20 protein-coding genes and 1 pseudogene are annotated in these 22662 nt (G+C 41.3%); 19 read left to right on the top strand and 2 right to left on the bottom strand.

What is annotated here, in order from left to right; all coding sequences use genetic code 11:
- Positions 1 to 287: pseudogene (locus tag SK629_RS05335) on the bottom strand (transposase); the annotation flags it as partial.
- Between the two features lie 378 nt (positions 288 to 665).
- Here SK629_RS05335 and SK629_RS05330 point away from each other — a divergent pair.
- Together SK629_RS05330 and alaS are read left to right on the top strand one after the other, a co-directional pair.
- On the top strand, positions 666 to 1151 hold the full coding sequence (locus SK629_RS05330; RefSeq protein WP_042900905.1) for an LURP-one-related/scramblase family protein: 486 nt from the start codon (positions 666 to 668) through the stop codon (positions 1149 to 1151).
- A gap of 21 nt (positions 1152 to 1172) precedes the next feature.
- Complete coding sequence (gene alaS, locus SK629_RS05325) at positions 1173 to 3791, top strand: alanine--tRNA ligase (RefSeq protein ID WP_042900904.1); 2619 nt, start codon at positions 1173 to 1175, stop codon at positions 3789 to 3791.
- Between the two features lie 89 nt (positions 3792 to 3880).
- On the opposite strand, the gene SK629_RS05320 is transcribed toward alaS, so the two are convergent.
- Positions 3881 to 5335, bottom strand: a complete 1455-nt coding sequence (locus SK629_RS05320; protein ID WP_042900903.1) for an alpha-amylase — start codon at positions 5333 to 5335, stop codon at positions 3881 to 3883.
- 178 nt (positions 5336 to 5513) lie between these two features.
- On the opposite strand from SK629_RS05320, the gene SK629_RS05315 reads away from it, so the two are divergent.
- From SK629_RS05315 to SK629_RS05235, 17 genes are all read left to right on the top strand, one after another.
- Complete coding sequence (locus tag SK629_RS05315; RefSeq protein WP_042900902.1) at positions 5514 to 6263, top strand: ABC transporter ATP-binding protein; 750 nt, start codon at positions 5514 to 5516, stop codon at positions 6261 to 6263.
- Positions 6244 to 7881, top strand: coding sequence for a hypothetical protein (locus tag SK629_RS05310; protein ID WP_042900901.1), 1638 nt, complete (start codon positions 6244 to 6246; stop codon positions 7879 to 7881). Before SK629_RS05315 ends, SK629_RS05310 begins: the two co-directional genes overlap by 20 nt.
- Before the next feature lie 678 nt (positions 7882 to 8559).
- Complete coding sequence (locus SK629_RS05305) at positions 8560 to 9723, top strand: class I SAM-dependent rRNA methyltransferase (protein ID WP_042900900.1); 1164 nt, start codon at positions 8560 to 8562, stop codon at positions 9721 to 9723.
- Entirely contained in the window at positions 9720 to 10397 is a 678-nt protein-coding gene (gene aroD / locus SK629_RS05300) for a type I 3-dehydroquinate dehydratase (protein ID WP_042900899.1), read from the top strand. The genes SK629_RS05305 and aroD overlap by 4 nt, the downstream gene beginning before the upstream one ends.
- Positions 10387 to 11241: a shikimate dehydrogenase gene (locus SK629_RS05295; protein ID WP_042900898.1), complete on the top strand. Its 855-nt coding sequence runs from the start codon at positions 10387 to 10389 to the stop codon at positions 11239 to 11241. The genes aroD and SK629_RS05295 overlap by 11 nt, the downstream gene beginning before the upstream one ends.
- Before the next feature lie 18 nt (positions 11242 to 11259).
- Positions 11260 to 12327: a 3-dehydroquinate synthase gene (gene aroB / locus SK629_RS05290; RefSeq protein ID WP_042900897.1), complete on the top strand. Its 1068-nt coding sequence runs from the start codon at positions 11260 to 11262 to the stop codon at positions 12325 to 12327.
- Between the two features lie 9 nt (positions 12328 to 12336).
- The gene (gene aroC / locus SK629_RS05285) at positions 12337 to 13503 is read left to right on the top strand and encodes a chorismate synthase (protein WP_042900896.1); all 1167 of its coding nucleotides are present in this window, start codon (positions 12337 to 12339) and stop codon (positions 13501 to 13503) included.
- A 9-nt stretch (positions 13504 to 13512) separates the two neighbouring features.
- Positions 13513 to 14616 carry a prephenate dehydrogenase gene (locus SK629_RS05280; protein WP_042900895.1) on the top strand — a complete coding sequence of 368 codons (1104 nt, stop codon included), beginning with the start codon at positions 13513 to 13515 and terminating at the stop codon, positions 14614 to 14616.
- A gap of 10 nt (positions 14617 to 14626) precedes the next feature.
- Positions 14627 to 15208: a hypothetical protein gene (locus SK629_RS05275; protein ID WP_042900894.1), complete on the top strand. Its 582-nt coding sequence runs from the start codon at positions 14627 to 14629 to the stop codon at positions 15206 to 15208.
- Positions 15209 to 15261: 53 nt separating this feature from the next.
- Positions 15262 to 15600, top strand: a complete 339-nt coding sequence (locus tag SK629_RS05270; RefSeq protein WP_000065978.1) for a YlbF/YmcA family competence regulator — start codon at positions 15262 to 15264, stop codon at positions 15598 to 15600.
- Between the two features lie 91 nt (positions 15601 to 15691).
- A complete protein-coding gene (gene aroA, locus SK629_RS05265; RefSeq protein WP_042900893.1) occupies positions 15692 to 16975 on the top strand; it encodes a 3-phosphoshikimate 1-carboxyvinyltransferase in 1284 nt (427 codons plus the stop codon).
- On the top strand, positions 16968 to 17444 hold the full coding sequence (locus SK629_RS05260; protein WP_042900892.1) for a shikimate kinase: 477 nt from the start codon (positions 16968 to 16970) through the stop codon (positions 17442 to 17444). Before aroA ends, SK629_RS05260 begins: the two co-directional genes overlap by 8 nt.
- Entirely contained in the window at positions 17441 to 18289 is an 849-nt protein-coding gene (pheA, locus tag SK629_RS05255; RefSeq protein WP_042900891.1) for a prephenate dehydratase, read from the top strand. The genes SK629_RS05260 and pheA overlap by 4 nt, the downstream gene beginning before the upstream one ends.
- Entirely contained in the window at positions 18286 to 19596 is a 1311-nt protein-coding gene (locus tag SK629_RS05250; RefSeq protein ID WP_042900890.1) for an LCP family protein, read from the top strand. Before pheA ends, SK629_RS05250 begins: the two co-directional genes overlap by 4 nt.
- Positions 19597 to 19721: 125 nt before the next feature.
- Positions 19722 to 20567: a LicD family protein gene (locus tag SK629_RS05245; protein ID WP_080710217.1), complete on the top strand. Its 846-nt coding sequence runs from the start codon at positions 19722 to 19724 to the stop codon at positions 20565 to 20567.
- Positions 20557 to 21660 carry a glycosyltransferase gene (locus tag SK629_RS05240; RefSeq protein ID WP_080710216.1) on the top strand — a complete coding sequence of 368 codons (1104 nt, stop codon included), beginning with the start codon at positions 20557 to 20559 and terminating at the stop codon, positions 21658 to 21660. The genes SK629_RS05245 and SK629_RS05240 overlap by 11 nt, the downstream gene beginning before the upstream one ends.
- A 1-nt stretch (position 21661) precedes the next feature.
- Positions 21662 to 22648 (top strand): glycosyltransferase family 2 protein, encoded by a 987-nt coding sequence (locus SK629_RS05235; RefSeq protein ID WP_042900889.1) that lies wholly within the window; start codon positions 21662 to 21664, stop codon positions 22646 to 22648.
- Positions 22649 to 22662 lie beyond the last annotated feature (14 nt).

Genomic DNA, 22662 nt, shown 5'->3' with positions numbered 1-22662 from the left:
AGGAAGAGATAGCCTCCATGATATTCGTTCAATTGATTTTGTTTTAACTGTTTGTTTTGACTAAAGGTAATGAGGAAATCTTTATTTTCTTCTTTTTCTTTCTCGGTTAATTCCTTAGCACGTAAACGAGCCCACTCAAGAGGTTCCATATCAGGATGTTCTTTTAAGATTGTGTTATGATTGCCTAGGTTTTCTACGATAGTAGAAGTCCGTTTATTTCCAACCTTGATATCTTTAATAATAGCGTAGTTGATAGTGTTTTTTGACTTTGATTGTTTAACTCTCATCTTTTCATACCTCACTCTATTATAACAAGGTACGCAAATAAAAAGTGGTAAAATTTGACAAGAAAATGCTCTTATATCAACCTTTATGAGGATTTTTTTACTTCATAACTGTCAAAGTCCCGAGTGTCTATCTCATAAGATGATTTCCAGTTGACGCAAACTTTAAAAAACGTTATAATAAGAAAGTTGAGAATTGATTTTCACTTGTCTTAGTCCAGAGAAATGGCGGTGCTGCGAGCCATCTAAGCTAGAAAGTCATGCTACTCAATCATACAATTGCATAAGAATAAGAGAATGACAAGTTCATTGAATGAAGGTGGTACCGCGGTTTTTCGCCCTTCGTGATATGAGCTTGTCTTTTGATTTTTGGAGGTGTTGATGAAAACATTTCTTGTCAAACAAAAGTTTCGTCTTGGAGGCGAACGCTTCGCTATCAAGGATGACAGAGGAGAAATCACCTATCAGGTGGAGGGATCATTTTTTAAGATTCCTAAAACCTTTACCATCTATGATGCTAATGGTGAACAGGTCAGTCAGATTAGTAAAGAAATCTTGACCTTGCTTCCTCGTTTTGAGATTCAGCTTCGGGATGGCTCGAGTTTTGTCATTCGTAAGAAGTTGACCTTTTGGCGAGATAAGTATGAGTTTGATAATTTGGGTCTTCGTATCGAGGGCAATATCTGGGATTTGAATTTCAAATTGCTGGATGATCGCGATCAGCTGATTGCGGAAATTAAGAAGGAACTCTTCCATCTGACCTCTACTTATACCGTAACGGTTATGGAGGACGCTTATGCAGATCTAGTCATTTCCCTCTGTGTCGCGATTGACTATGTGGAAATGCTGGAAAGCCAATCACATTAAACAAGTAAATAAGGAGACAATATGAAACAACTATCTAGTGCACAAGTACGCCAAATGTGGCTTGATTTCTGGGCGACTAAAGGTCACTCAGTAGAACCATCAGTGAGCTTGGTTCCTGTAAATGACCCAACTCTATTGTGGATCAACTCTGGGGTAGCAACCCTTAAGAAATACTTTGACGGGACCATCATTCCTGAAAATCCACGTATTACCAATGCGCAAAAGGCTATCCGTACCAACGATATTGAAAACGTAGGGAAGACTGCACGTCACCATACCATGTTTGAAATGTTGGGGAACTTCTCTATCGGGGATTACTTCCGTGATGAAGCCATCACTTGGGCTTATGAGCTTTTGACCAGCCCTGAATGGTTTGACTTCCCAGCTGAAAAACTTTACATGACCTACTATCCAGATGATAAAGATTCTTATAACCGCTGGATTGAAGTAGGAGTAGACCCAAGTCACTTGATTCCTATTGAAGATAACTTCTGGGAAATCGGTGCGGGACCTTCTGGACCAGATACAGAGATTTTCTTTGACCGTGGAGAAGCTTTTGACCCAGAAAATATCGGTCTTCGTCTCCTTGCAGAAGATATCGAAAACGACCGTTATATCGAAATCTGGAACATCGTTTTGTCACAATTTAACGCAGACCCTGCTGTCCCTCGTAGCGAGTACAAGGAATTGCCACACAAGAACATTGATACGGGCGCTGGTTTGGAGCGTTTGGTGGCGGTTATCCAAGGGGCTAAGACAAACTTTGAAACAGACCTCTTCATGCCTATCATTCGTGAAGTGGAGAAATTGTCTGGTAAGGTTTATGACCAAGATGGCGACAACATGAGCTTTAAGGTTATCGCTGACCACATTCGTTCTTTGTCATTTGCCATCGGTGATGGTGCCCTTCCAGGAAATGAAGGTCGTGGTTATGTCCTTCGTCGTCTCCTTCGTCGTGCTTCTATGCATGGTCAAAAATTGGGTATCAACGAGCCTTTCCTTTACAAACTCGTTCCAACTGTTGGTAAGATCATGGAAAGCTACTACCCAGAAGTGCTTGAAAAACGTGACTTTATTGAGAAAATCGTTAAGAGCGAAGAAGAATCATTTGCGCGTACTCTTCACTCGGGTCAACACTTTGCCCAAGGTATCGTAGCAGACTTGAAAGAAAAAGGTCAATCTGTCATTGCTGGATCAGATGTATTCAAACTTTATGACACTTATGGATTCCCAGTTGAATTGACTGAAGAAATAGCTGAAGAAGCTGGTATGACTGTAGACCGTGAAGGTTTTGAAGCAGCCATGAAAGAACAGCAAGAACGTGCGCGTGCGTCAGCTGTAAAGGGTGGCTCGATGGGCATGCAAAATGAAACCCTTCAAAACATCACTGTAGAAAGTGTCTTCAACTACAATGCTAGCCAATTGTCTTCTAAATTGGTGGCTATCGTGGCTGACAATGAAGAAGTAGAAGCTGTGTCAGAAGGAACTGCCTCACTTATCTTTGCGGAAACGCCATTCTACGCTGAAATGGGTGGACAGGTCGCTGACCATGGACAAATCTTGGATGAGTCAGGTAAGGTTGTGGCTACTGTGACAAATGTTCAAAAAGCACCAAATGGTCAAGCCCTTCATACAGTTGAAGTTCTTGCACCGCTTGCCTTGAACCAAGAATATACGCTGGCAATCGATACAAATCGTCGTCACCGTGTTATGAAAAACCACACTGCGACTCACTTGCTTCACGCTGCCCTTCACAATATCCTTGGAAATCACGCAACACAAGCAGGATCTCTTAACGAAGTTGAATTCCTTCGCTTTGACTTCACTCACTTCCAAGCAGTAACTGCAGAAGAATTGCGTGCCATTGAACAGCAAGTTAACGAGAAAATCTGGGAAGCTCTTGAAGTGAAGACAGTTGAAACGGATATTGACACTGCTAAAGAAATGGGAGCTATGGCCCTCTTTGGTGAGAAATACGGTAAGGAAGTCCGTGTTGTTACTATCGGTGACTACTCTATCGAGCTTTGTGGTGGTACCCACGTTAGCAACACTTCTGAAATTGGCCTCTTCAAGATTGTCAAAGAAGAAGGGATCGGATCAGGAACTCGCCGTATCTTGGCAGTGACTGGTAAGGAAGCCTTTGAAGCCTACCGCGAACAAGAAGATGCTCTTAAAGCTGTCGCAGCAACTCTTAAAGCACCTCAACTTAAAGAAGTACCTCACAAGGTAGAAGGACTTCAAGAACAACTTCGTCAACTTCAAAAAGAAAATGCTGAGTTGAAAGAAAAAGCCGCAGCTGCAGCTGCAGGTGACATCTTCAAGGATGTGAAGGAAGTCAACGGTCACCGTTACATTGCGAGTCAAGTGTCTGTATCAGATGCTGGTGCCCTTCGTACCTTTGCAGATAACTGGAAACAAAAAGACTACTCTGATCTTCTTGTCCTAGTTGCCGCTATCGGTGACAAAGTCAATGTCCTTGTAGCAAGCAAGACAAAAGACCTTCATGCAGGAAACCTTGTCAAAGAATTAGCACCAATCGTCGATGGACGTGGTGGTGGTAAACCAGACATGGCCATGGCAGGAGGAAGCAACCAAGCTAAAATTCAAGAATTGTTGGATGCAGTAGCAGGTAAATTGTAAACAAACAAAGATCTATCCATTTGGGTAGGTCTTTTTGTGAATACAAAAAAGCCAAATCTGATTGGATCTGGCTTGAATATTATGAACTATTAGATTGTATTGGCTGCCCAGACACTTACGGATCTAGCTGAGACTGGGAATTGTCCATAACCTTCCTCATCGATTGTAACTTGACTTTGGTGGTTTCCAAGTAAGTCAACGAAGGTTTGGTTAGCCCATTCTTGGCCGACAAACATTGACTTGCTGTTTTCTTGGTCATTTGAGATAAGGACTGCGATTGGGGATTGATGTTCAGCACCTGAACGTACCCAACCGATACAGTTAGGGTCATCAAAGTAGTCATTTTGTTCTCCATAGGCCAAATCTTTTCGGATGGCTAAGAGGCGGTCAAGGACTTCTTTGAAATCTTGTTGAGAATATTGTCCTGAAATCCCATAGTAGTCTCCGTAAAAGACACATGGAAGGCCATTTTGGCGTAACAGAATGAGGGCATAGGCTGCTGGTTTGAACCATTCTTCAACGGTAGACTCAAGAGCCTGACCTCGTTGTGTATCGTGGTTGTCGACAAAAGTCACAGCCTTGTTAGGCTTGAGTTCAACCAAGCTATCTGTGAAAATGCCACGAAGGTCATAGTTGGAACCTGCTCGGCTAGCTTCAAAGAGATTCTGGTGGAGACGAACATCAACAAGGTCGAAGCGTTCTTCCGTTTTTTCAAGGTAGTCTAGATTGGCTTCCTTGTCAGGATTCCAGAATTCACCAAAAACATAGAAATCCTCACCGTATTTTTCCTTCATATCTCGGATAAAATTGCGCATGAAGAAAGAGTCAATGTGTTTAACGGCATCCAAGCGGAAACCAGCTACACCAGTAGTTTCCATGAACCAGTCAGCCCAGTCATAGATATTTTGGATGACTTCAGGATGTTTAAAGTCTAGGTCGGCATACATGAGGTAGTCATAGTTACCGTTTTCATTATCGACCAATTCCTCGTTAGCCCATCCCTTGTTGTCCCCTTGGATGAGATAAATCCCAGACTTACGGCGTTTGGCATCGTAGTCTGTACCTGTGAAGTGGTACCAGTGCCAGTGGAAGTCATTGTAGGTATCTTGGCGTCCATCGAAGGTAAAGTTAGTCCAGCCATTGATGGTGAAGGGTTCTCCAAGTTCAACTGTACGGTCTACTGGATCAACTTCGATAACCTGAAAGGCTTCCATGTGATCGGCTGCAGCCTTGTGATTGAGAACCACATCGGCCATAGGTTGAATTCCCTGAGCTTTTAGGGCTTGAATGGCTTGAAGATAGTCTTCTTTGAAACCATACTTGGTGCGGACAGTCCCTTTTTGGTTGAACTCTCCTAAGTCAAATAAGTCATAGACCCCATAACCTACATCTTTTTCATTGGTCGCCTTAAAAGCTGGTGGCATCCAGACGTGGCTGATTCCCAGATCAGCTAGGTGTTGAGCATCTTCAGCCAGACGCGTCCAGTGCTGACCGTCGTGGGGCAGATACCATTCAAAGTATTGCATAAGTGTTTGATTTTGCATGATGTTTCCTCTTACTTGTCAATCTTGTTCTTTATTCTATCATAAAGTATTGGTTAGCTCAAACGTTTGCGTAAGATAGAAGAAATCTATTTTAACTACTTAAAATAAAGTGTTGATTTTTTTGTATCAAAGTGCTAGTATAATGGTATGTAATATAGATAAAGATAGGAGTCATCCCATGATTGAATTTCAAAATGTTAGTAAGTTGTATGGTGATAAAGAGGCTTTGAGCAATCTCAATTTGCAGATTGAAAATGGGGAGATTATGGGCTTGATTGGCCATAATGGGGCTGGAAAATCGACCACTATAAAATCCCTAGTCAGTATCATTTCACCCAGCAGTGGTCGTATTTTAGTAGATGGTCAGGAGTTATCGGAAAATCGCTTGGCTATTAAACGAAAGATTGGCTACGTAGCAGACTCGCCTGACTTATTTTTACGCTTAACAGCCAATGAATTTTGGGAATTGATTGCCTCATCCTATGATCTGACTAGCTCTGACTTGGAAGCTAGTTTAGCTAGGCTATTGAGTGTTTTTGATTTTGCTGAAAACCGCTATCAAGTTATTGAAACCCTTTCTCACGGAATGCGTCAGAAAGTCTTTGTCATCGGAGCACTCTTGTCCGATCCCTATATTTGGGTCTTGGACGAACCCTTGACTGGTTTGGATCCCCAGGCTGCCTTTGATTTGAAGCAAATGATGAAGGAACATGCACAAAAAGGTAAGACGGTCTTGTTTTCAACCCATGTCCTAGAGGTGGCAGAGCAAGTCTGTGATCGGATTGCCATTTTGAAAAAGGGGCATTTGATTTATTGTGGTAAGGTAGAGGACTTGAGAAAAGACCACCCAGACCAGTCTTTGGAAAGTATCTACCTTAGCCTTGCTGGTAGAAAAGAGGAGGTTTCAGATGCGTCTCAAGGTCATTAAAAAATTAGTTGATATCAATATCCTCTATTCATCTCAAGAAGCTAATCTGGCTAACCTAAGAAAGAAGCAAGCTAAGAATCCTGGGAAAAAAGTAAATGTTTCCGCTAGAGTCCTAAGTTCTTACATTTTTTCCAGTCTCTTGATGCTCATCATGTTTATAAATATAGCCTTTCGTTTTCCTTTTGAGGAAAGGCCAAGTTTTTTTAGTACCATGGTTGCTATTTTACTGGTGCTTGCCTTTTCAACTTCTTTCACTGCATTTTACAATGTCTTTTATGAGAGTAAGGACTTGGCATCGTATAGGCCCTATGCCTTTAAAGAATCAGAGATTATAATTGCTAAAGGACTGTCTGTTCTCTTGCCAGCTCTAGCTGGAATTGTACCAATCCTAGCTTATTTTCTAGTCCTCTATATTAGGCTAGCTCCTTCTCTTTGGCTGGGCTTGCCTTTGATGCTGCTGTCCTTGGCCTTGTTATTTGTCTCTGTTACTTTAGTGATGGTAGTGGCAGTACATTTCTTGGCTCAGACTACGGTTTTCAGAAAGTATCAGTCTATTTTTTCGAATGTGATGATTGGAATAGGAGTTCTCATACCTTTAATATTTGTCCTCTTTCTACAGTCGACTTTTGGAAGTATTGTTGACAAAGTTAGAGACATTCCATTTCTACTTTATCCTCTTCATATCTTTTACAAAATAGCAGTGGAGCCTTTTTCGACAGAAGCCATACTGGGTCTACTCGCTTGGATAGCTTTAACTGTTTTCTTGCTTTACCTGACCAAAAAGAAGGTTTTTCCTCATTTTTATGACGTTATCCTGCTTAATAGTGAGGAGAAGGTCAAGAAAGAACGTCGCAATAAGGAGAGAATTTCAACTACTAATAAAAAGGGCTTTTTCCGTATGGTTTTACGCTACCACCTCACCCTCTTGGGACAGGGAACTGGCGTGATTACAGTGCTTTTTACAAGTGCTTTCCTTCCCTATCTCATGATGATCGGTCTGATTTCCAAAATTCGAGATTCTCAGATAGTTCCAGACATTCATCCTTCATACTGGTTACCCTTGTTTTTTATAGCTATCTTTATAGCAGTTGTCAATAACAATATCACCAGCCTGCATTCAATTGCCTTGTCCTTGGAGAGGGAAAATGTTGATTTTCTGAAGAGTTTACCCTTTGACTTTGATCGTTATGTGAAAGTGAAATTTTGGATTATATTTGCTGTCCAGTCCTTTTTACCAGTTCTGACTTTACTTGGACTTTCTCTATATCTAGGCTTGCCCATCCTTTCGATGATTTACCTTCTTGTAGTCTGGATCCTTGCCAGTGTCATCCTTTCTTGCCACCATTACCTTAAGGACGTGAAAAATCTGTCAACCAATTGGAGTAGCATTACGGACTTGGTGAACCGTTCAAATCGTATAGTAGCAATTGTTTTGATTTTGGTTTATAGTGTTATCTTAATGGCCCTTGTAATAGGGAGCTTATTCTTGGTTCGGTCTCTCTCCCCTATCCTTGCCATCAGCTTGGGAGTAGGAGTTCTTATCCTCTTGCTTGCTCTTGCTATTTTTGGCTATCATTACTACCTGTCACGCATATTGGCAGAAATAGAAAAAAGATGAGCTAGTTGGTCGCTTGCTTGATAAATTTCATTTGACAAATCGCTTTCATAGTTTGTCATAATGTAGTTGTAAATGATTACGATTGGCAATCAAAAAATATAGGGAGGAATGTTTTGAATAAGAAATATACTATAGTTCTATTTTTGTTGTTTATAGTTTATTTATTTGGATATTTTTCAATTTCAAAAACGTTAATTCCTATAATGTGTGTGATCCAAGTATTTTTGATAGAACATATATTTAGAGTTCGAAATAGGATTATGCAGATAGGTGAAATTATAATTATTGTTGCTTCTATAATATTATTTATTGATAGTATATTGAGTTTGTAACAAAAGGCTTCTCTATAAAATCAAATTTTCCAGATACCTACTGAAGCTGATTTATTTCTTCATCTTTCTTCTACTGTCTTTGTCACTAAATTTGACAGACAGATATTGCTGATACAGCCTATCTACCTATAATCTCACAGTTAAACTGAGGCTAGTTTGCTATTTGATTTTTGTTGATAAAAGAAATGCTCCTCCACGATGGAAGAGCATTTTTTATTGTGATTCTTACACATTTACTTCCTAATTTTTAATTAGTATCAGTATACTATTTTTTAAAACGAGAGTAAAAAAAGCAAGGGCTGTTTCTTTTTTGAGAATTGTCACAAAATTTGCTATAATGGTAGTTATGAATAGAATAAGAGTCAGCAAAAGGATTGAAAAAAAGCTTGCCAAAGGTCTGGTTTTACTAGAAGCCAGCGATCTTGAGAATGTCAATCTTAAGGATCAGGAGGTAGAAGTCTATCGTCAAGAAGGCACCTTTCTTGGGACTGCCTACCTTTCCCAGCAAAATAAGGGCTTGGGCTGGTTTGTTAGCACAGACAAGGTGACCTTTAATCAAGATTTCTTTGAAACACTGTTTAGACAAGCTAAAGAAAAGAGAAGTGCCTACTATCAAGACGAATTGACAACTGCCTTTCGTCTCTTTAACCAAGAGGGAGATGATTTTGGTGGTCTGACAGTGGATCTTTATGGGGACTATGCTGTCTTTTCTTGGTATAACTCTTATGTTTATCAGATTCGTAAGGTTATTTCTGAAGCCTTTAGACAGGTTTTTCCTGAGGTTTTAGGGGCTTATGAGAAGATCCGTTTTAAGGGTTTGGACTATGAATCAGCCCATGTTTATGGTCAAAAAGCACCTGACTTTTTCACTGTTTTGGAAAATGGTGTTCTGTATCAAGTCTTTATGAACGATGGCTTGATGACAGGGATTTTCCTAGACCAGCATGAAGTTCGCGGTAGTTTAGTGGATGGCCTGGCTATGGGTAAATCCTTGCTCAACATGTTTTCCTACACAGCAGCCTTTTCAGTAGCTGCAGCCATGGGAGGAGCTAGCCAGACTACTTCGGTTGACCTAGCTAAACGTTCACGAGAATTGTCTCAAGCGCATTTTCAGGCTAATGGAATCAGCACCGACGAGCATCGTTTTATAGTCATGGATGTCTTTGAATATTTCAAATATACCAAACGAAAAGGCTTGACCTACGATGTGATTGTCCTAGATCCGCCTAGCTTTGCTCGGAACAAAAAACAAACGTTCTCTGTAGCCAAGGATTATCACAAGTTGATTTCCCAGAGTCTTGAGATTTTAAATCCGGGAGGGATTATCATTGCTAGTACCAATGCTGCCAATGTTTCCCGTCAGAAATTTACAGAACAAATTGATAAAGGCTTTGCAGGAAGAAGTTACCAGATTTTAAACAAATACGGTCTTCCAGCAGATTTCGCCTATAATAAAAAAGATGAAAGTAGTAATTACCTCAAGGTGATTAGTATGAAGGTTAGTAAATGAAATTAATCGTTTCAGTAATGCCAAGAAGTTTAGAGGAGGCTCAGGCTCTGGATGCCACGAGGTATCTGGATGCCGACATCATTGAATGGCGTGCCGACTATCTGCCTAAGGAAGCGATTTTGCAGGTAGCTCCAGCTATTTTTGAAAAATTCGCAGGCCGTGAGTTGGTTTTCACTCTGCGAACTCGCGCTGAAGGGGGAGAAATTGACCTTTCTCCAGAAGAATATATCCATCTAATAAAGGAAGTGGCGCAACTCTATCAACCAGACTATATTGATTTTGAGTACTATAGCTACAAGGATGTTTTTGAGGAAATGCTGGACTTCCCAAATCTCGTTTTGAGTTACCACAATTTCCAAGAAACGCCTGAAAATATGATGGAAATCTTGTCAGAGTTGACGAGCTTAAATCCAAAACTTGTCAAGGTTGCGGTGATGGCTCACACGGAGCAGGATGTGCTAGACTTGATGAACTATACACGAGGCTTTAAAACTCTCAATCCTGAACAGGAATATGTAACCATTTCTATGGGTAAGGTGGGCAAGGTCTCTCGTATCACTGCGGATGTGACTGGTTCTAGCTGGTCCTTTGCTAGTCTAGATGAGGCAAGTGCTCCTGGTCAGATTTCTCTAGCTAACATGAAAAAAATCAGGGAGATTTTGGATGAAGCTTGATGGCTATACACGTTTAGCTGCAGTTGTTGCCAACCCTATTAAGCATTCTATCTCTCCCTTTATTCACAATAGGGCCTTCGAGGCGACAGCTACCAATGGTGCTTATGTGGCTTGGGAGATTGATGCAGCTGACTTGGCAGAAACAGTGGCCAATATTCGTCGCTACCAGATGTTTGGCATTAACCTGTCCATGCCCTATAAGGAGCAAGTGATTCCATATTTGGATGAACTGAGTGACGAAGCGCGCTTGATCGGTGCGGTCAATACGGTTGTCAATGAGAATGGCAATTTAATTGGATATAATACAGATGGCAAGGGATTTTTTAAGAGCTTGCCTTCTTTTACAATTACAGGTAAGAAGATGACCCTGCTGGGTGCAGGGGGTGCGGCCAAGTCTATCTTGGCGCAAGCCATTTTGGACGGAGTCAGTCAGATTTCGCTCTTTGTTCGTTCAGTTTCTATGGAAAAAACAAGACCTTACCTAGACAAGTTACAGGAGCAGACAGGCTTTAAAGTGGACTTGTATGCTTTAGAAGATGTTTCTGAACTGCAAGCAAGGATTGCTGAGTCGGACTTATTAGTCAATGCCACTAGTGTGGGCATGGATGGACAGTCATCTCCAGTTCCTGAAAACATAGTCTTACCAGAACCTCTCTTAGTAGCAGATATCATTTACAAGCCTTTTGAGACGCCATTTTTGAAATGGGCCAGAAGTCAGGGCAATCCAGCGGTCAATGGTCTGGGAATGTTGCTTTATCAAGCTGCAGAAGCTTTTCAACTATGGACAGGCAAGGAAATGCCGACAGAAGAGATTTGGCAGTCCTTAACAGAAAAATACCAATAAAGAAAGGGAGACTCTCCTATGAAAATCAGAATCGATATTCCTCATCATCCTTATGATATTCAGATTGAAAAAGGTTGTCTGGCTCAGGCTGGTCAATGGTTGCGAGAACTCTGGCAACCGCAAAAAGTGGTCATTGTGACAGATAACCATGTAGCCTCTCTCTATGCAGAGAAGGTCAAACTCAGCCTAGAAGATGCTGGTTTTCAGGTAGCAGTATTTGACTTTTTGGAAGGGGAAGAAAGAAAGAATTTAACCACTGTCCAGAAAGTCTATGAATTTTTAGTCAAGCAAGGTCTGACTCGTAGCGATGGAATCGTGGCTCTTGGTGGCGGTGTCGTTGGGGATCTGGCTGGTTTTGTAGCCTCTACCTATATGCGGGGCATTCACTTTGTTCAGATTCCGACCAGCTTGACAGCTCAGGTGGATTCTTCTATCGGCGGAAAGACGGGTGTTAACACTCCATTCGCTAAGAATATGGTGGGTACCTTTGCCCAACCAGATGGAGTTCTGATCGATCCGCTTGTCCTTGAAACCCTCGGACAAAGAGAACTGATTGAAGGGATGGGTGAGGTCATCAAGTATGGCTTGATTGAGGATCCAGCACTTTGGGCTCTCTTGACGGAGCTAGATGGTTCTGTAGAGAGCATTCTGGAATATGCAGAGATTTTGATTGAACATTCTTGTCAGGTCAAGCGCAAGATGGTAGTTGAGGATGAGTTGGACAACGGTGTTCGCCTTTACCTCAACTTTGGCCACACCATTGGTCATGCCATTGAAGCGACGGCTGGTTATGGAAAAGTCATGCATGGCGAGGCTGTGGCCATGGGCATGGTGCAGATTTCCAAGGTTGCTGAGGAAAAGGGACTCATGCCAGCTGGCATTACCCAATCTATCACAGAGATGTGTCAGAAATTTGGCTTGCCTGTTGACTATGAAAACTGGGATGTTGACAAGCTTTATCAGGCTTTGACTCATGATAAGAAGGCGCGTGGCAATACCTTGAAATTGGTCTTGGTGCCAGAGCTCGGCTCAGCGACCATTCACTTAGTTTCTCTGGAAGAGATGAAAGGCTACTTGGTAAAATAAGGAGAGTGTATGAGATATTTAACTGCAGGAGAATCACACGGCCCTCGTCTGACAGCTATCATTGAGGGAATTCCAGCTGGGCTTCCTTTGACAACTGAGGATATCAATGGGGACCTTAAACGCCGTCAGGGTGGCTACGGTCGTGGTGGTCGTATGAAGATTGAGAGTGACCAGGTTGTCTTTACTTCGGGCGTTCGCCACGGGAAGACGACTGGGGCCCCCATTACTATGGATGTTATCAATAAGGACCACCAAAAATGGCTGGATATTATGTCTGCGGAGGACATTGAAGAACGCCTTAAAAGCAAACGAAAAATCACCCATCCTCGTCCCGGTCACGCCGACTTGGTTGGGGGAATCAAGTACCGTTTTGACGATTTGCGAAATTCCTTGGAACGTTCATCAGCTCGTGAAACAACTATGCGAGTGGCAGTCGGGGCTGTAGCCAAACGCCTCTTGGCTGAGCTGGATATGGAGATTGCCAACCATGTCGTAGTATTTGGTGGCAAGGAAATCGATGTTCCTGAGAATCTCACAGTTGCTGAGATTAAGGAAAGAGCTGCCCAGTCTGAAGTTTCTATTGTCAACCAAGAACGAGAACAGGAGATCAAGGACTATATTGACCAAATCAAGCGTGACGGTGATACCATCGGTGGGGTTGTCGAGACAGTCGTCGGAGGTGTTCCAGTCGGCCTAGGTTCCTATGTACAATGGGACAGAAAATTGGATGCGCGATTGGCCCAAGCAGTTGTCTCTATCAATGCCTTTAAAGGAGTGGAATTTGGTCTTGGATTTGAAGCTGGTTACCGTAAGGGTAGCCAAGTTATGGACGAAATTCTCTGGTCCAAAGAAGACGGCTATACTCGCCGTACTAACAATCTGGGCGGTTTTGAAGGTGGTATGACTAATGGGCAACCCATTGTTGTTCGTGGAGTCATGAAACCCATTCCTACTCTATACAAACCACTCATGAGTGTGGATATCGAAACCCATGAACCCTACAAGGCAACCGTGGAGAGAAGTGATCCGACTGCTCTCCCAGCTGCAGGAGTGGTCATGGAAGCCGTTGTGGCTACGGTTCTAGCACAAGAAATCCTCGAAAAATTCTCATCAGACAATCTTGAGGAATTAAAAGAAGCAGTGGCCAAACACCGAGACTATACAAAGAACTATTAAGGAGTTCCTATGGCAAAAACAATCTATATCGCAGGTCTTGGGTTAATTGGTGCCTCTATGGCCCTAGGCATCAAACGCGATCATCCAGATTATGAAATTTTAGGTTATAATCGCAGTCAAGCTTCGAGAGATATCTCCTTGAAAGAAGGCATGATTGACCGTGCAACGGATGATTTTGCCAGTTTTGCTCCTTTGGCAGATATCATCATTCTCAGCTTGCCAATCAAACAAACTATTTCTTTCATTAAGGAATTGGCCAACTTGGACTTGAAAGAAGGCGTGATTATCTCAGATGCTGGTTCGACCAAGTCAGCCATTGTGGATGCGGCGGAGCAATATTTGGCTGGCAAACCTGTTCGCTTTGTCGGGGCTCATCCCATGGCTGGTAGTCACAAGACAGGGGCTGCTTCTGCGGATGTCAATCTTTTTGAAAATGCCTATTATATCTTTACACCTTCAAGCCTGACAGGTCAGGACACGCTTAAGGAAATGAAGGATCTGCTTTCAGGTCTTCATGCTCGTTTTATCGAAATTGATGCCAAGGAGCATGATCGAGTCACTTCTCAGATTAGCCATTTTCCTCATATTCTGGCTTCCAGTCTCATGGAACAGACCGCGGTCTATGCTCAAGAACATGAGATGGCAAGGCGCTTTGCGGCCGGTGGTTTTCGAGATATGACTCGAATTGCGGAAAGCGAGCCAGGTATGTGGACTTCCATTCTCTTGTCTAATCGTGAGACTATTCTGGAGAGAATTGAGGATTTTAAGGAACGTTTAGATGAGGTTGGTCAAGCCATCAGCAAGGGAGATGAGGGGCAAATCTGGAACTTTTTCAACCAAGCGCGTGAGCAACGTCAGGCCATGGAAATCCATAAGCGTGGTGGTGTGGATAGCTCTTATGACCTCTATGTTGACGTTCCCGATGAAGAAGATGTCATTTTACGAATCTTGGAATTACTACGTGGAACTTCCTTGGTCAATATTCACATTAACGAGGAAAACCGTGAAGATATTCACGGGATCCTACAAATTTCATTTAAAAATGCTCAAGACTTGGAACGAGCCGAGCATCTCATAACAGAAAATACAGACTATACAGTAGTCATCAAATAAGGAGAAAATCATGTCAAAAATAAAATTTAAATTAATATTTGGTATTATCTTTATTTCTTTTATCCTGCTTAGTGCTTGTGCTGTTAAAAAAGATGTGAAAACTAATTCAGAAGCAAGTGTCGAGACAAAAAATGAACCATCTAAGAAAGAAACAAGTTCAGAGAAAACCAATTCAAAGTATGTAGACGATAGAATTATTAATGATTTTATTAATAGCTATAATCAAAATTCTAATAGTCCATTAGAAAATATCAAAAAAGGAAATATAAAAATAAAATACTTCGCATCAAGCTACGGATACTACTTGGAACTTTTACATGCAAATGATACTGATAAAATCAATGTAACAATAAATCAGACAAATGAAAATAGTGAATCTGGTGTTACAGGAATGAAAGAAGTATTTCATGATATTGTTAAATCGATTGAATCATCCTTATCTGATGATGAGATAAATAACTATTTTGATAATCTTATGTCAAATGAAATAAAAACAGGCTCTAATTTAGGAACTTTGAAGATAGAGTATATACCAGATAAGGAATTAAGCAATGGACATTCAAGAGGTCATATAAAAGTGATTGCACAATAATAAAGACCACAGAGTGACTAGTAATTTTAAAAGAAATGAAAAAGGAGAAAATCATGTCAAATATTTACGATAGTGCAAACGAACTTAGTCGCGGTCTTCGCGAATTACCAGAATACAAGGCTGTTAAAGCAGCTAAAGATGCTATTTCAGCAGATGCTGAGGCAAGTAAAATCTTTACAGAATATGTTGCCTTCCAAGAGGAAATTCAAAAACTAGCACAGACAGGTCAAATGCCAGACGCATCCTTCCAAGCGAAAATGGAAGGCTTTGGCAAGCAGATTCAAGGAAATAGTCTTTTGTCAGAATTCTTTACCAAGCAACAACAATTGGCAATTTACCTTTCTGACATTGAAAAAATTGTTTTTGAACCAGTTTCAGAATTGCTAAAATAAGAAAATAACAATCCTAAAGTCAGGAATTTTTAAGGAATTTCTGGCTTTTTATGATAAAATAGGTAAAAGTATTGCAAGTATGAGGTCCAGTATGAAACTAAAAACAAACATTAGCCACTTACACGGCAGTATCCGAGTTCCAGGTGACAAGTCTATTAGCCACCGTTCCATTATCTTTGGAAGTTTGGCTGAGGGTGAAACCAAGGTGTATGATATTCTGAGGGGTGAAGACGTACTTTCTACCATGCAGGTTTTTCGTGCCCTTGGTGTTGAGATTGAGGACAAAGATGGGGTTATTACCATTCAAGGTGTAGGTATGAATGGCTTAAAAGCGCCACAAAATGCCCTTGATATGGGAAATTCTGGAACCTCGATTCGCCTGATTTCAGGTGTCCTTGCGGGTTCAGACTTCGAAGTAGAAATGTTCGGAGATGACAGTCTTTCCAAACGTCCTATGGACCGTGTGACGATTCCACTGAAAAAAATGGGTGTCAGCATTTCAGGGCAAACTGAGCGAGACCTGCCTCCTCTTCATTTAAAAGGGACGAAAAACCTAGCACCTATTCATTATGAGTTGCCGATTGCCTCTGCCCAAGTCAAGTCAGCCTTGATGTTTGCGGCCTTGCAGGCTAAGGGGGAGTCTGTTATTATCGAAAAAGAGTGCACCCGTAATCATACTGAAGATATGTTGCTACAATTTGGTGGTCATTTAAGTGTGGATGGCAAGAAAATCACAGTCCAAGGACCACAAAAATTGACAGGACAAAAGGTGGTCGTACCAGGAGATATTTCCAGTGCAGCCTTTTGGTTGGTCGCAGGATTGATTGTTCCAAATTCTCGTGTGGTGCTTAAGAATGTGGGCATCAACGAAACGCGTACAGGTATCATTGATGTCATTCGCGCCATGGGTGGAAAATTAGAAGTTACTGAAATTGATCCAGTCGCTAAATCTGCAACCTTGACTGTTGAGTCTTCTGACTTGAAAGGAACAGAGATTGGTGGTGCCTTGATTCCACGCTTGATTGATGAATTGCCAATTATCGCCCTACTGGCGACCCAAGCTCAAGGTGTAACAGTTATCAAGGATGCTGAGGAGCTAAAGGTTAAGGAAACAGACCGCATTCAGGTGGTAGCAGACGCCCTCAATAGTATGGGAGCAGAAATCACCCCTACAGCAGATGGGATGATTATCAAAGGGAAATCAGTCCTTCACGGTGCTAGAGTCAATACTTTTGGTGACCACCGCATTGGCATGATGACAGCTATCGCGGCTCTCTTGGTTGCAGATGGAGAAGTGGAGCTTGACCGTGCAGAAGCCATCAATACCAGCTATCCTAGCTTCTTTGATGATTTGGAGAGCTTGATTCATGGCTAAGGTACTACTCGGATTTATGGGGGCTGGCAAATCGACTATTGCAAGAGGCTTGGACCCTAATTACCTTGATATGGATGCTCTGATTGAGAAGCGCTTAGGTATGTCTATTGCGGATTTTTTCGCTGAAAAGGGCGAAGAGGCCTTTCGTCAGGTGGAGTCAGAAGTCCTAGCTGATTTACTACAAAAAGACCAGGTTGTGTCAACTGGTGGAGGTGTAGTCATTTCTCAGCGAAATCGTGACTTACTCAAGACCAATCCTGATAATATCTACCTGAAAGCAGACTTTGAAACCCTCTACCAACGCATATCAGCTGATAAGGACAATTTGCGACCGCTTTTTCTAAATAATAGTAAGGAGAAACTAGCAGCTATTTTTCAAGAAAGACAGTACTGGTATGAGGAAGCAGCCAGTAGGGTTTTGGATGTGACCAAGCTAAGCCCAGAGGAAATTATAGAGGAACTAAGATGAAAATTGCTTATCTAGGTCCCAAGGGATCATTTTCACACCACGTTGTGCAGACAGCTTTTCCTCATGAGGAATTGCAGGCCTTTGCCAACATTACAGATGTTATCAAGGCCTATGAACAAGGCTTGGTGAATTATTCTGTGGTGCCAGTTGAAAATTCTATCGAGGGTAGTGTTCATGAAACCTTGGACTACCTTTTTCATCAGGCTCGTATCCAAGCAGTGGCAGAAATTGTTCAACCTATTCATCAGCAGTTGATGCTAGTTCCAGGTCACACTAAGATTGAAAAGATTTTTTCACATCCACAGGCATTGGCTCAAGGAAAGAAATTCATCGATGAACAATATCCAGAAGCCCAAATCGAGGTAACAGCTAGTACAGCTTATGCGGCCCGTTTTATTTCCGAACATCCTGACCAGCCTTATGCAGCCATTGCACCAAGAAGTTCTGCCGAAGAATATGGCTTAGAACTGATTGCCGAGGATATTCAGGAAATGGAAGCCAATTTCACACGTTTTTGGGTTCTGGGAGCTGAAAAGCCTAGTATCCCCTTGCAAGCACAAACTGAGAAAATGACTTTGGCCTTGACCTTGCCTGACAACCTTCCTGGCGCACTTTATAAGGCTCTTTCAACCTTCGCTTGGCGAGGAATTGACCTGACAAAAATTGAAAGTCGTCCACTCAAGACAGCACTGGGCGAATACTTTTTCATTATCGATGTGGATTATACTGATCAGGCCTTGGTCCACTTTGCCCAAAAAGAATTAGAAGCGATTGGAATTCAGTATAAAGTTCTGGGAGCTTATCCTATTTATTCAATATCAGACCATGGAAAGGAGAGAAGATGAGGAAAGAAAATCCTTTAAGCCATCATGAGCAGTTACGTTATGACTATCTTTTTAAGAACATTCATTACCTCAATGAGCGAGAGAAGAAAGAGTTTGCTTACCTGAAAGGTAAGTTAAATATGGCCAGTAGTAGTGAAGATTCTTCAGAAATTCATAATGAAAATCACGATATGGAAGAGTCTTTCATGGAACCAATCAATCAGTCTTCTCTTCCATCCTATGCTAACCGTAGTCGTGCAAAAAAATACCAGAAAAGTCATCCTCATCCGAAGGTTACATCCAAAAAACGTAAGATTCGTTGGGGTCGTATTTTTGCTGGACTGTTCGCCCTTTTAGCCTGTGTCGGTTTTGGCATGATTTTTATGTTCCTCAAAGGTTATTCAAATGCTGATTCAAACAAACCTGCAAATGCTAAGGCAGCTCAAGTAGAAGTCTTTAATGGTCAAGATACCAAGGATGGGGTTAATATTTTGATTATGGGAACGGATGGACGGATTGGTCAAAATAGTGCTGAAACGAGAACGGACTCGATTATGGTCCTAAACGTCGGTGGATCAGATAAGAAAATCAAGCTGGTCAGCTTCATGCGTGATAATTTGGTTTATATAGATGGTTACAGCCAAGTGATTAACGGTAGAAAACAGACGGATAACAAGTTAAACGTAGCCTATGAGTTAGGAGAACAAGAGGGGCAAAGAGGGGCAGAAATGGTTCGCCAAGTCTTGAAAGATAATTTTGACTTGGACATTAAGTACTATGCTTTGGTAGACTTCCAGGCCTTTGCAACAGCGATTGACACGCTTTTCCCTGATGGTGTGACAATTGATGCCCAGTTTTCAACATTGAATGGGCGTCCATTAACAGAAGCTACAGTCGGAGATGATTTGCATGCTACTGAGACTGAATCTCCAACCCAAACCATCAAAGTTGGGAAACAGCAGATGAACGGATCAACCTTGCTCAATTATGCTCGCTTCCGTGATGATGATGAAGGTGATTACGGTCGTACCAAGAGACAACAGCAAGTGTTGACAGCTGTTCTGCAACAACTCAAGGATCCAACTAAACTCTTTACTGGATCAGAAGCACTTGGTAAGGTCTTTGGCATGACCTCTACGAATGTTCCTTATAGTTTCCTACTGACTAATGGCTTATCCTTCCTAGATGGAGCGCAAAATGGCATTGAGAGATTAACAGTTCCAGAACTAGGTGATTGGGTCGATGCCTATGATGTCTATGGAGGCTTGGGTTTGCTGGTTGATCAAAACAAATATCAGAATAAATTATCTCAGATGGGCTTGAGATAAAATAAGATAGGAGAATCAAAGTCTGAAGGCTATTTATCTAGCAATCAGGCTTTGATTTTTTACAGTCTGCAATAGATTTTCACCCCGTATTTGTGGTATAATGAAACGATACGATAGAAAGAATAATGAACAATATGACTGATTTAAAAGCAATTCAGGCTCGAAGTCTGGAGATGGCTGAATATTTTGTGGCCTTTTGTAAAGAACATGATTTGCTCTGTTATCTCTGTGGCGGAGGGGCTATTGGTACCCTTCGAAACAAGGGCTTTATTCCTTGGGACGACGACCTAGACTTTTTTATGCCTCGTAAAGATTATGAGAGATTAGCAGAATTATGGCCTCGTTATGCAGATGAGCGTTATTTCTTGTCAAAGAGTAACAAGGATTTTGTAGACCGCAATCTTTTTATTACTATTCGTGACAAGGAAACGACCTGTATCAAACCTTATCAGCAGGATTTGAATTTGCCACATGGTCTTGCCTTGGATGTCTTGCCTTTGGATTATTATCCGAAGAATCCAGCTGAGCGGAAAAAACAGGTTCGCTGGGCCTTGATCTATTCACTCTTTTGTGCGCAAACTATTCCAGAAAAGCATGGTGCACTTATGAAATGGGGAAGTCGTATTTTACTGGGATTGACTCCAAAATCTCTCCGTTATCGCATTTGGAAAAAAGCTGAGAAAGAAATGACTAAATATGGTCTCGCTGAAAGCGATGGCATTACAGAATTATGCTCAGGTCCTGGCTATATGAGAAACAAGTACCCAATCGCATCTTTTGAAAATAATCTTTTCTTGCCATTTGAAGGGACAGAGTTGCCTATTCCAATCGGCTATGATGCCTATCTTAGCACTGCTTTTGGAGATTATATGACGCCACCACCAGCAGACAAGCAAGTACCACATCATGATGCTGTCATCGCTGATATGGATAAGTCTTATACGGAATACAAGGGAGAATATGGTGGCTAAGAAAAAAATCTTATTTTTTATGTGGTCTTTTTCTCTCGGAGGCGGAGCAGAGAAGATTCTATCTACCATTGTTTCTAATCTGGATCCAGAAAAGTATGATATTGATATTCTTGAAATGGAGCACTTTGACAAGGGATATGAATTTGTTCCTAAACATGTACGAATTTTAAAATCCTTTCAGGATTATCGTCAAGCCAGATGGCTCCGAGCTCTTTTGTGGAGAATAAGAATTTATTTTCCAAGATTGACTCGGCGCTTGCTTGTGAAAGATGACTATGATGTTGAAGTTTCCTTTACAATTATGAATCCACCGCTTTTGTTCTCTAAAAGAAAAGAAGTTAAGAAGATATCTTGGATTCATGGAAGTATTGAAGAATTTCTTAAGGATAGCTCAAAAAGGGAATCACATAGACGCCAGTTGGATGTTGCGGATACCATTGTAGGAATTTCAAAAAAGACCAGTCATTCTATCAAGGGAATCTATCCAGATTATGCTTCCAAATTACGGACGGTCTACAATGGTTATGATTTTAAGACTATTCAAGAAAAATCTCATGAGAAGATTGATATCGAGATTGCGTCTCAAAGTATCTGTACCATTGGACGGATTGAGGAAAATAAGGGGTCTGACCGTGTGGTGGAAGTGATACGGTTATTACACCAAGAAGGAAAAAATTATCACCTTTACTTTATCGGTGCTGGTGATATGGAAGAGGAACTGAAAAAACGGGTCAAAGAGTATGGGCTTGAGGACTATGTACATTTCCTTGGTTATCAAAAAAATCCTTATCAGTATTTATTTAATATGAAAGTTCTCTTGTCTATGTCTAAACAAGAAGGGTTTCCTGGAGTGTATGTGGAAGCCTTGAGTCTGGGACTTCCTTTTGTCTCTACAGAGGTTGGAGGGGCTGAGGAATTATCCCAAGAAGGTCGATTTGGACAAATCATTGAGAGTAATCAAGAGGCAGCTCAGGCAATTACGAACTACATGACTTCTGCCTCAAACTTCGATGTCAATGAGGCTAGCCAATTCATTCAGCAATTTACAATTGCCAAACAAATCGAACAAGTAGAAAAACTATTAGAGGAGTAGCATGGAAACTGCATTAATTAGTGTGATTGTGCCAGTCTATAATGTGGCGCAGTACCTAGAAAAATCGATAGCTTCCATTCAGAAGCAGACCTATCAAAATCTGGAAATCATTCTTGTTGATGATGGAGCAACAGATGAAAGTGGTCGCTTGTGTGATTCAATCGCTGAACAAGATGATAGGGTATCAGTGCTTCATAAAAAGAACGAAGGCTTGTCACAAGCACGAAATGATGGAATGAAGCAGGCACATGGGGATTATCTGATTTTTATTGACTCAGATGATTATATCCATCCAGAAATGATTCAGAGTTTATATGAGCAATTAATTCAAGAAGATGCGGATGTTTCGAGCTGTGGTGTCATGAATGTCTATGCTAATGATGAAAACCCACAGTCAGCCAATCAGGATGAGTATTTTGTCTGTGATTCTCAAACATTTCTAAAGGAATACCTCATAGGCGAAAAAATACCTGGGACGATTTGCAATAAGCTAATCAAGAGAGAAATCGCAATTGCTCTATCCTTTCCTAAAGGGTTGATTTATGAAGACGCCTATTATCATTTTGATTTAATCAAGTTGGCTAAGAAGTACGTCGTTAATACCAAACCCTATTATTACTATTTCCATAGAGGAGACAGTATTACGACCAAACCTTATGCAGAAAAGGATTTAGCCTATATTGATATCTACCAAAACTTTTACAATGAAGTTGTGAAAAACTATCCTGACTTGAAAGAGGTTGCTTTCTTCAGATTGGCCTATGCCCATTTCTTTATTCTGGATAAGATGTTGCTAGATGAACAGTACAAACGGTTTGAAGCCTATTCTCAGATTCATCGTTTTTTAAAAGGCCATGCCTTTGCTATTTCTAGGAATCCAATTTTTCGTAAGGGAAGAAGAATTAGTGCCTTAGCTCTATTTATAAATATTTCCTTATACCGATTCTTATTACTGAAAAATATTGAAAAATCTAAAAAATTACATTAGAATGGGGGTGAGCA

This window comes from Streptococcus mitis, from assembly GCF_000722695.1.
Classification (GTDB): domain Bacteria; phylum Bacillota; class Bacilli; order Lactobacillales; family Streptococcaceae; genus Streptococcus; species Streptococcus mitis_O.
This window is presented reverse-complemented; position numbering and strand designations above follow the sequence as displayed.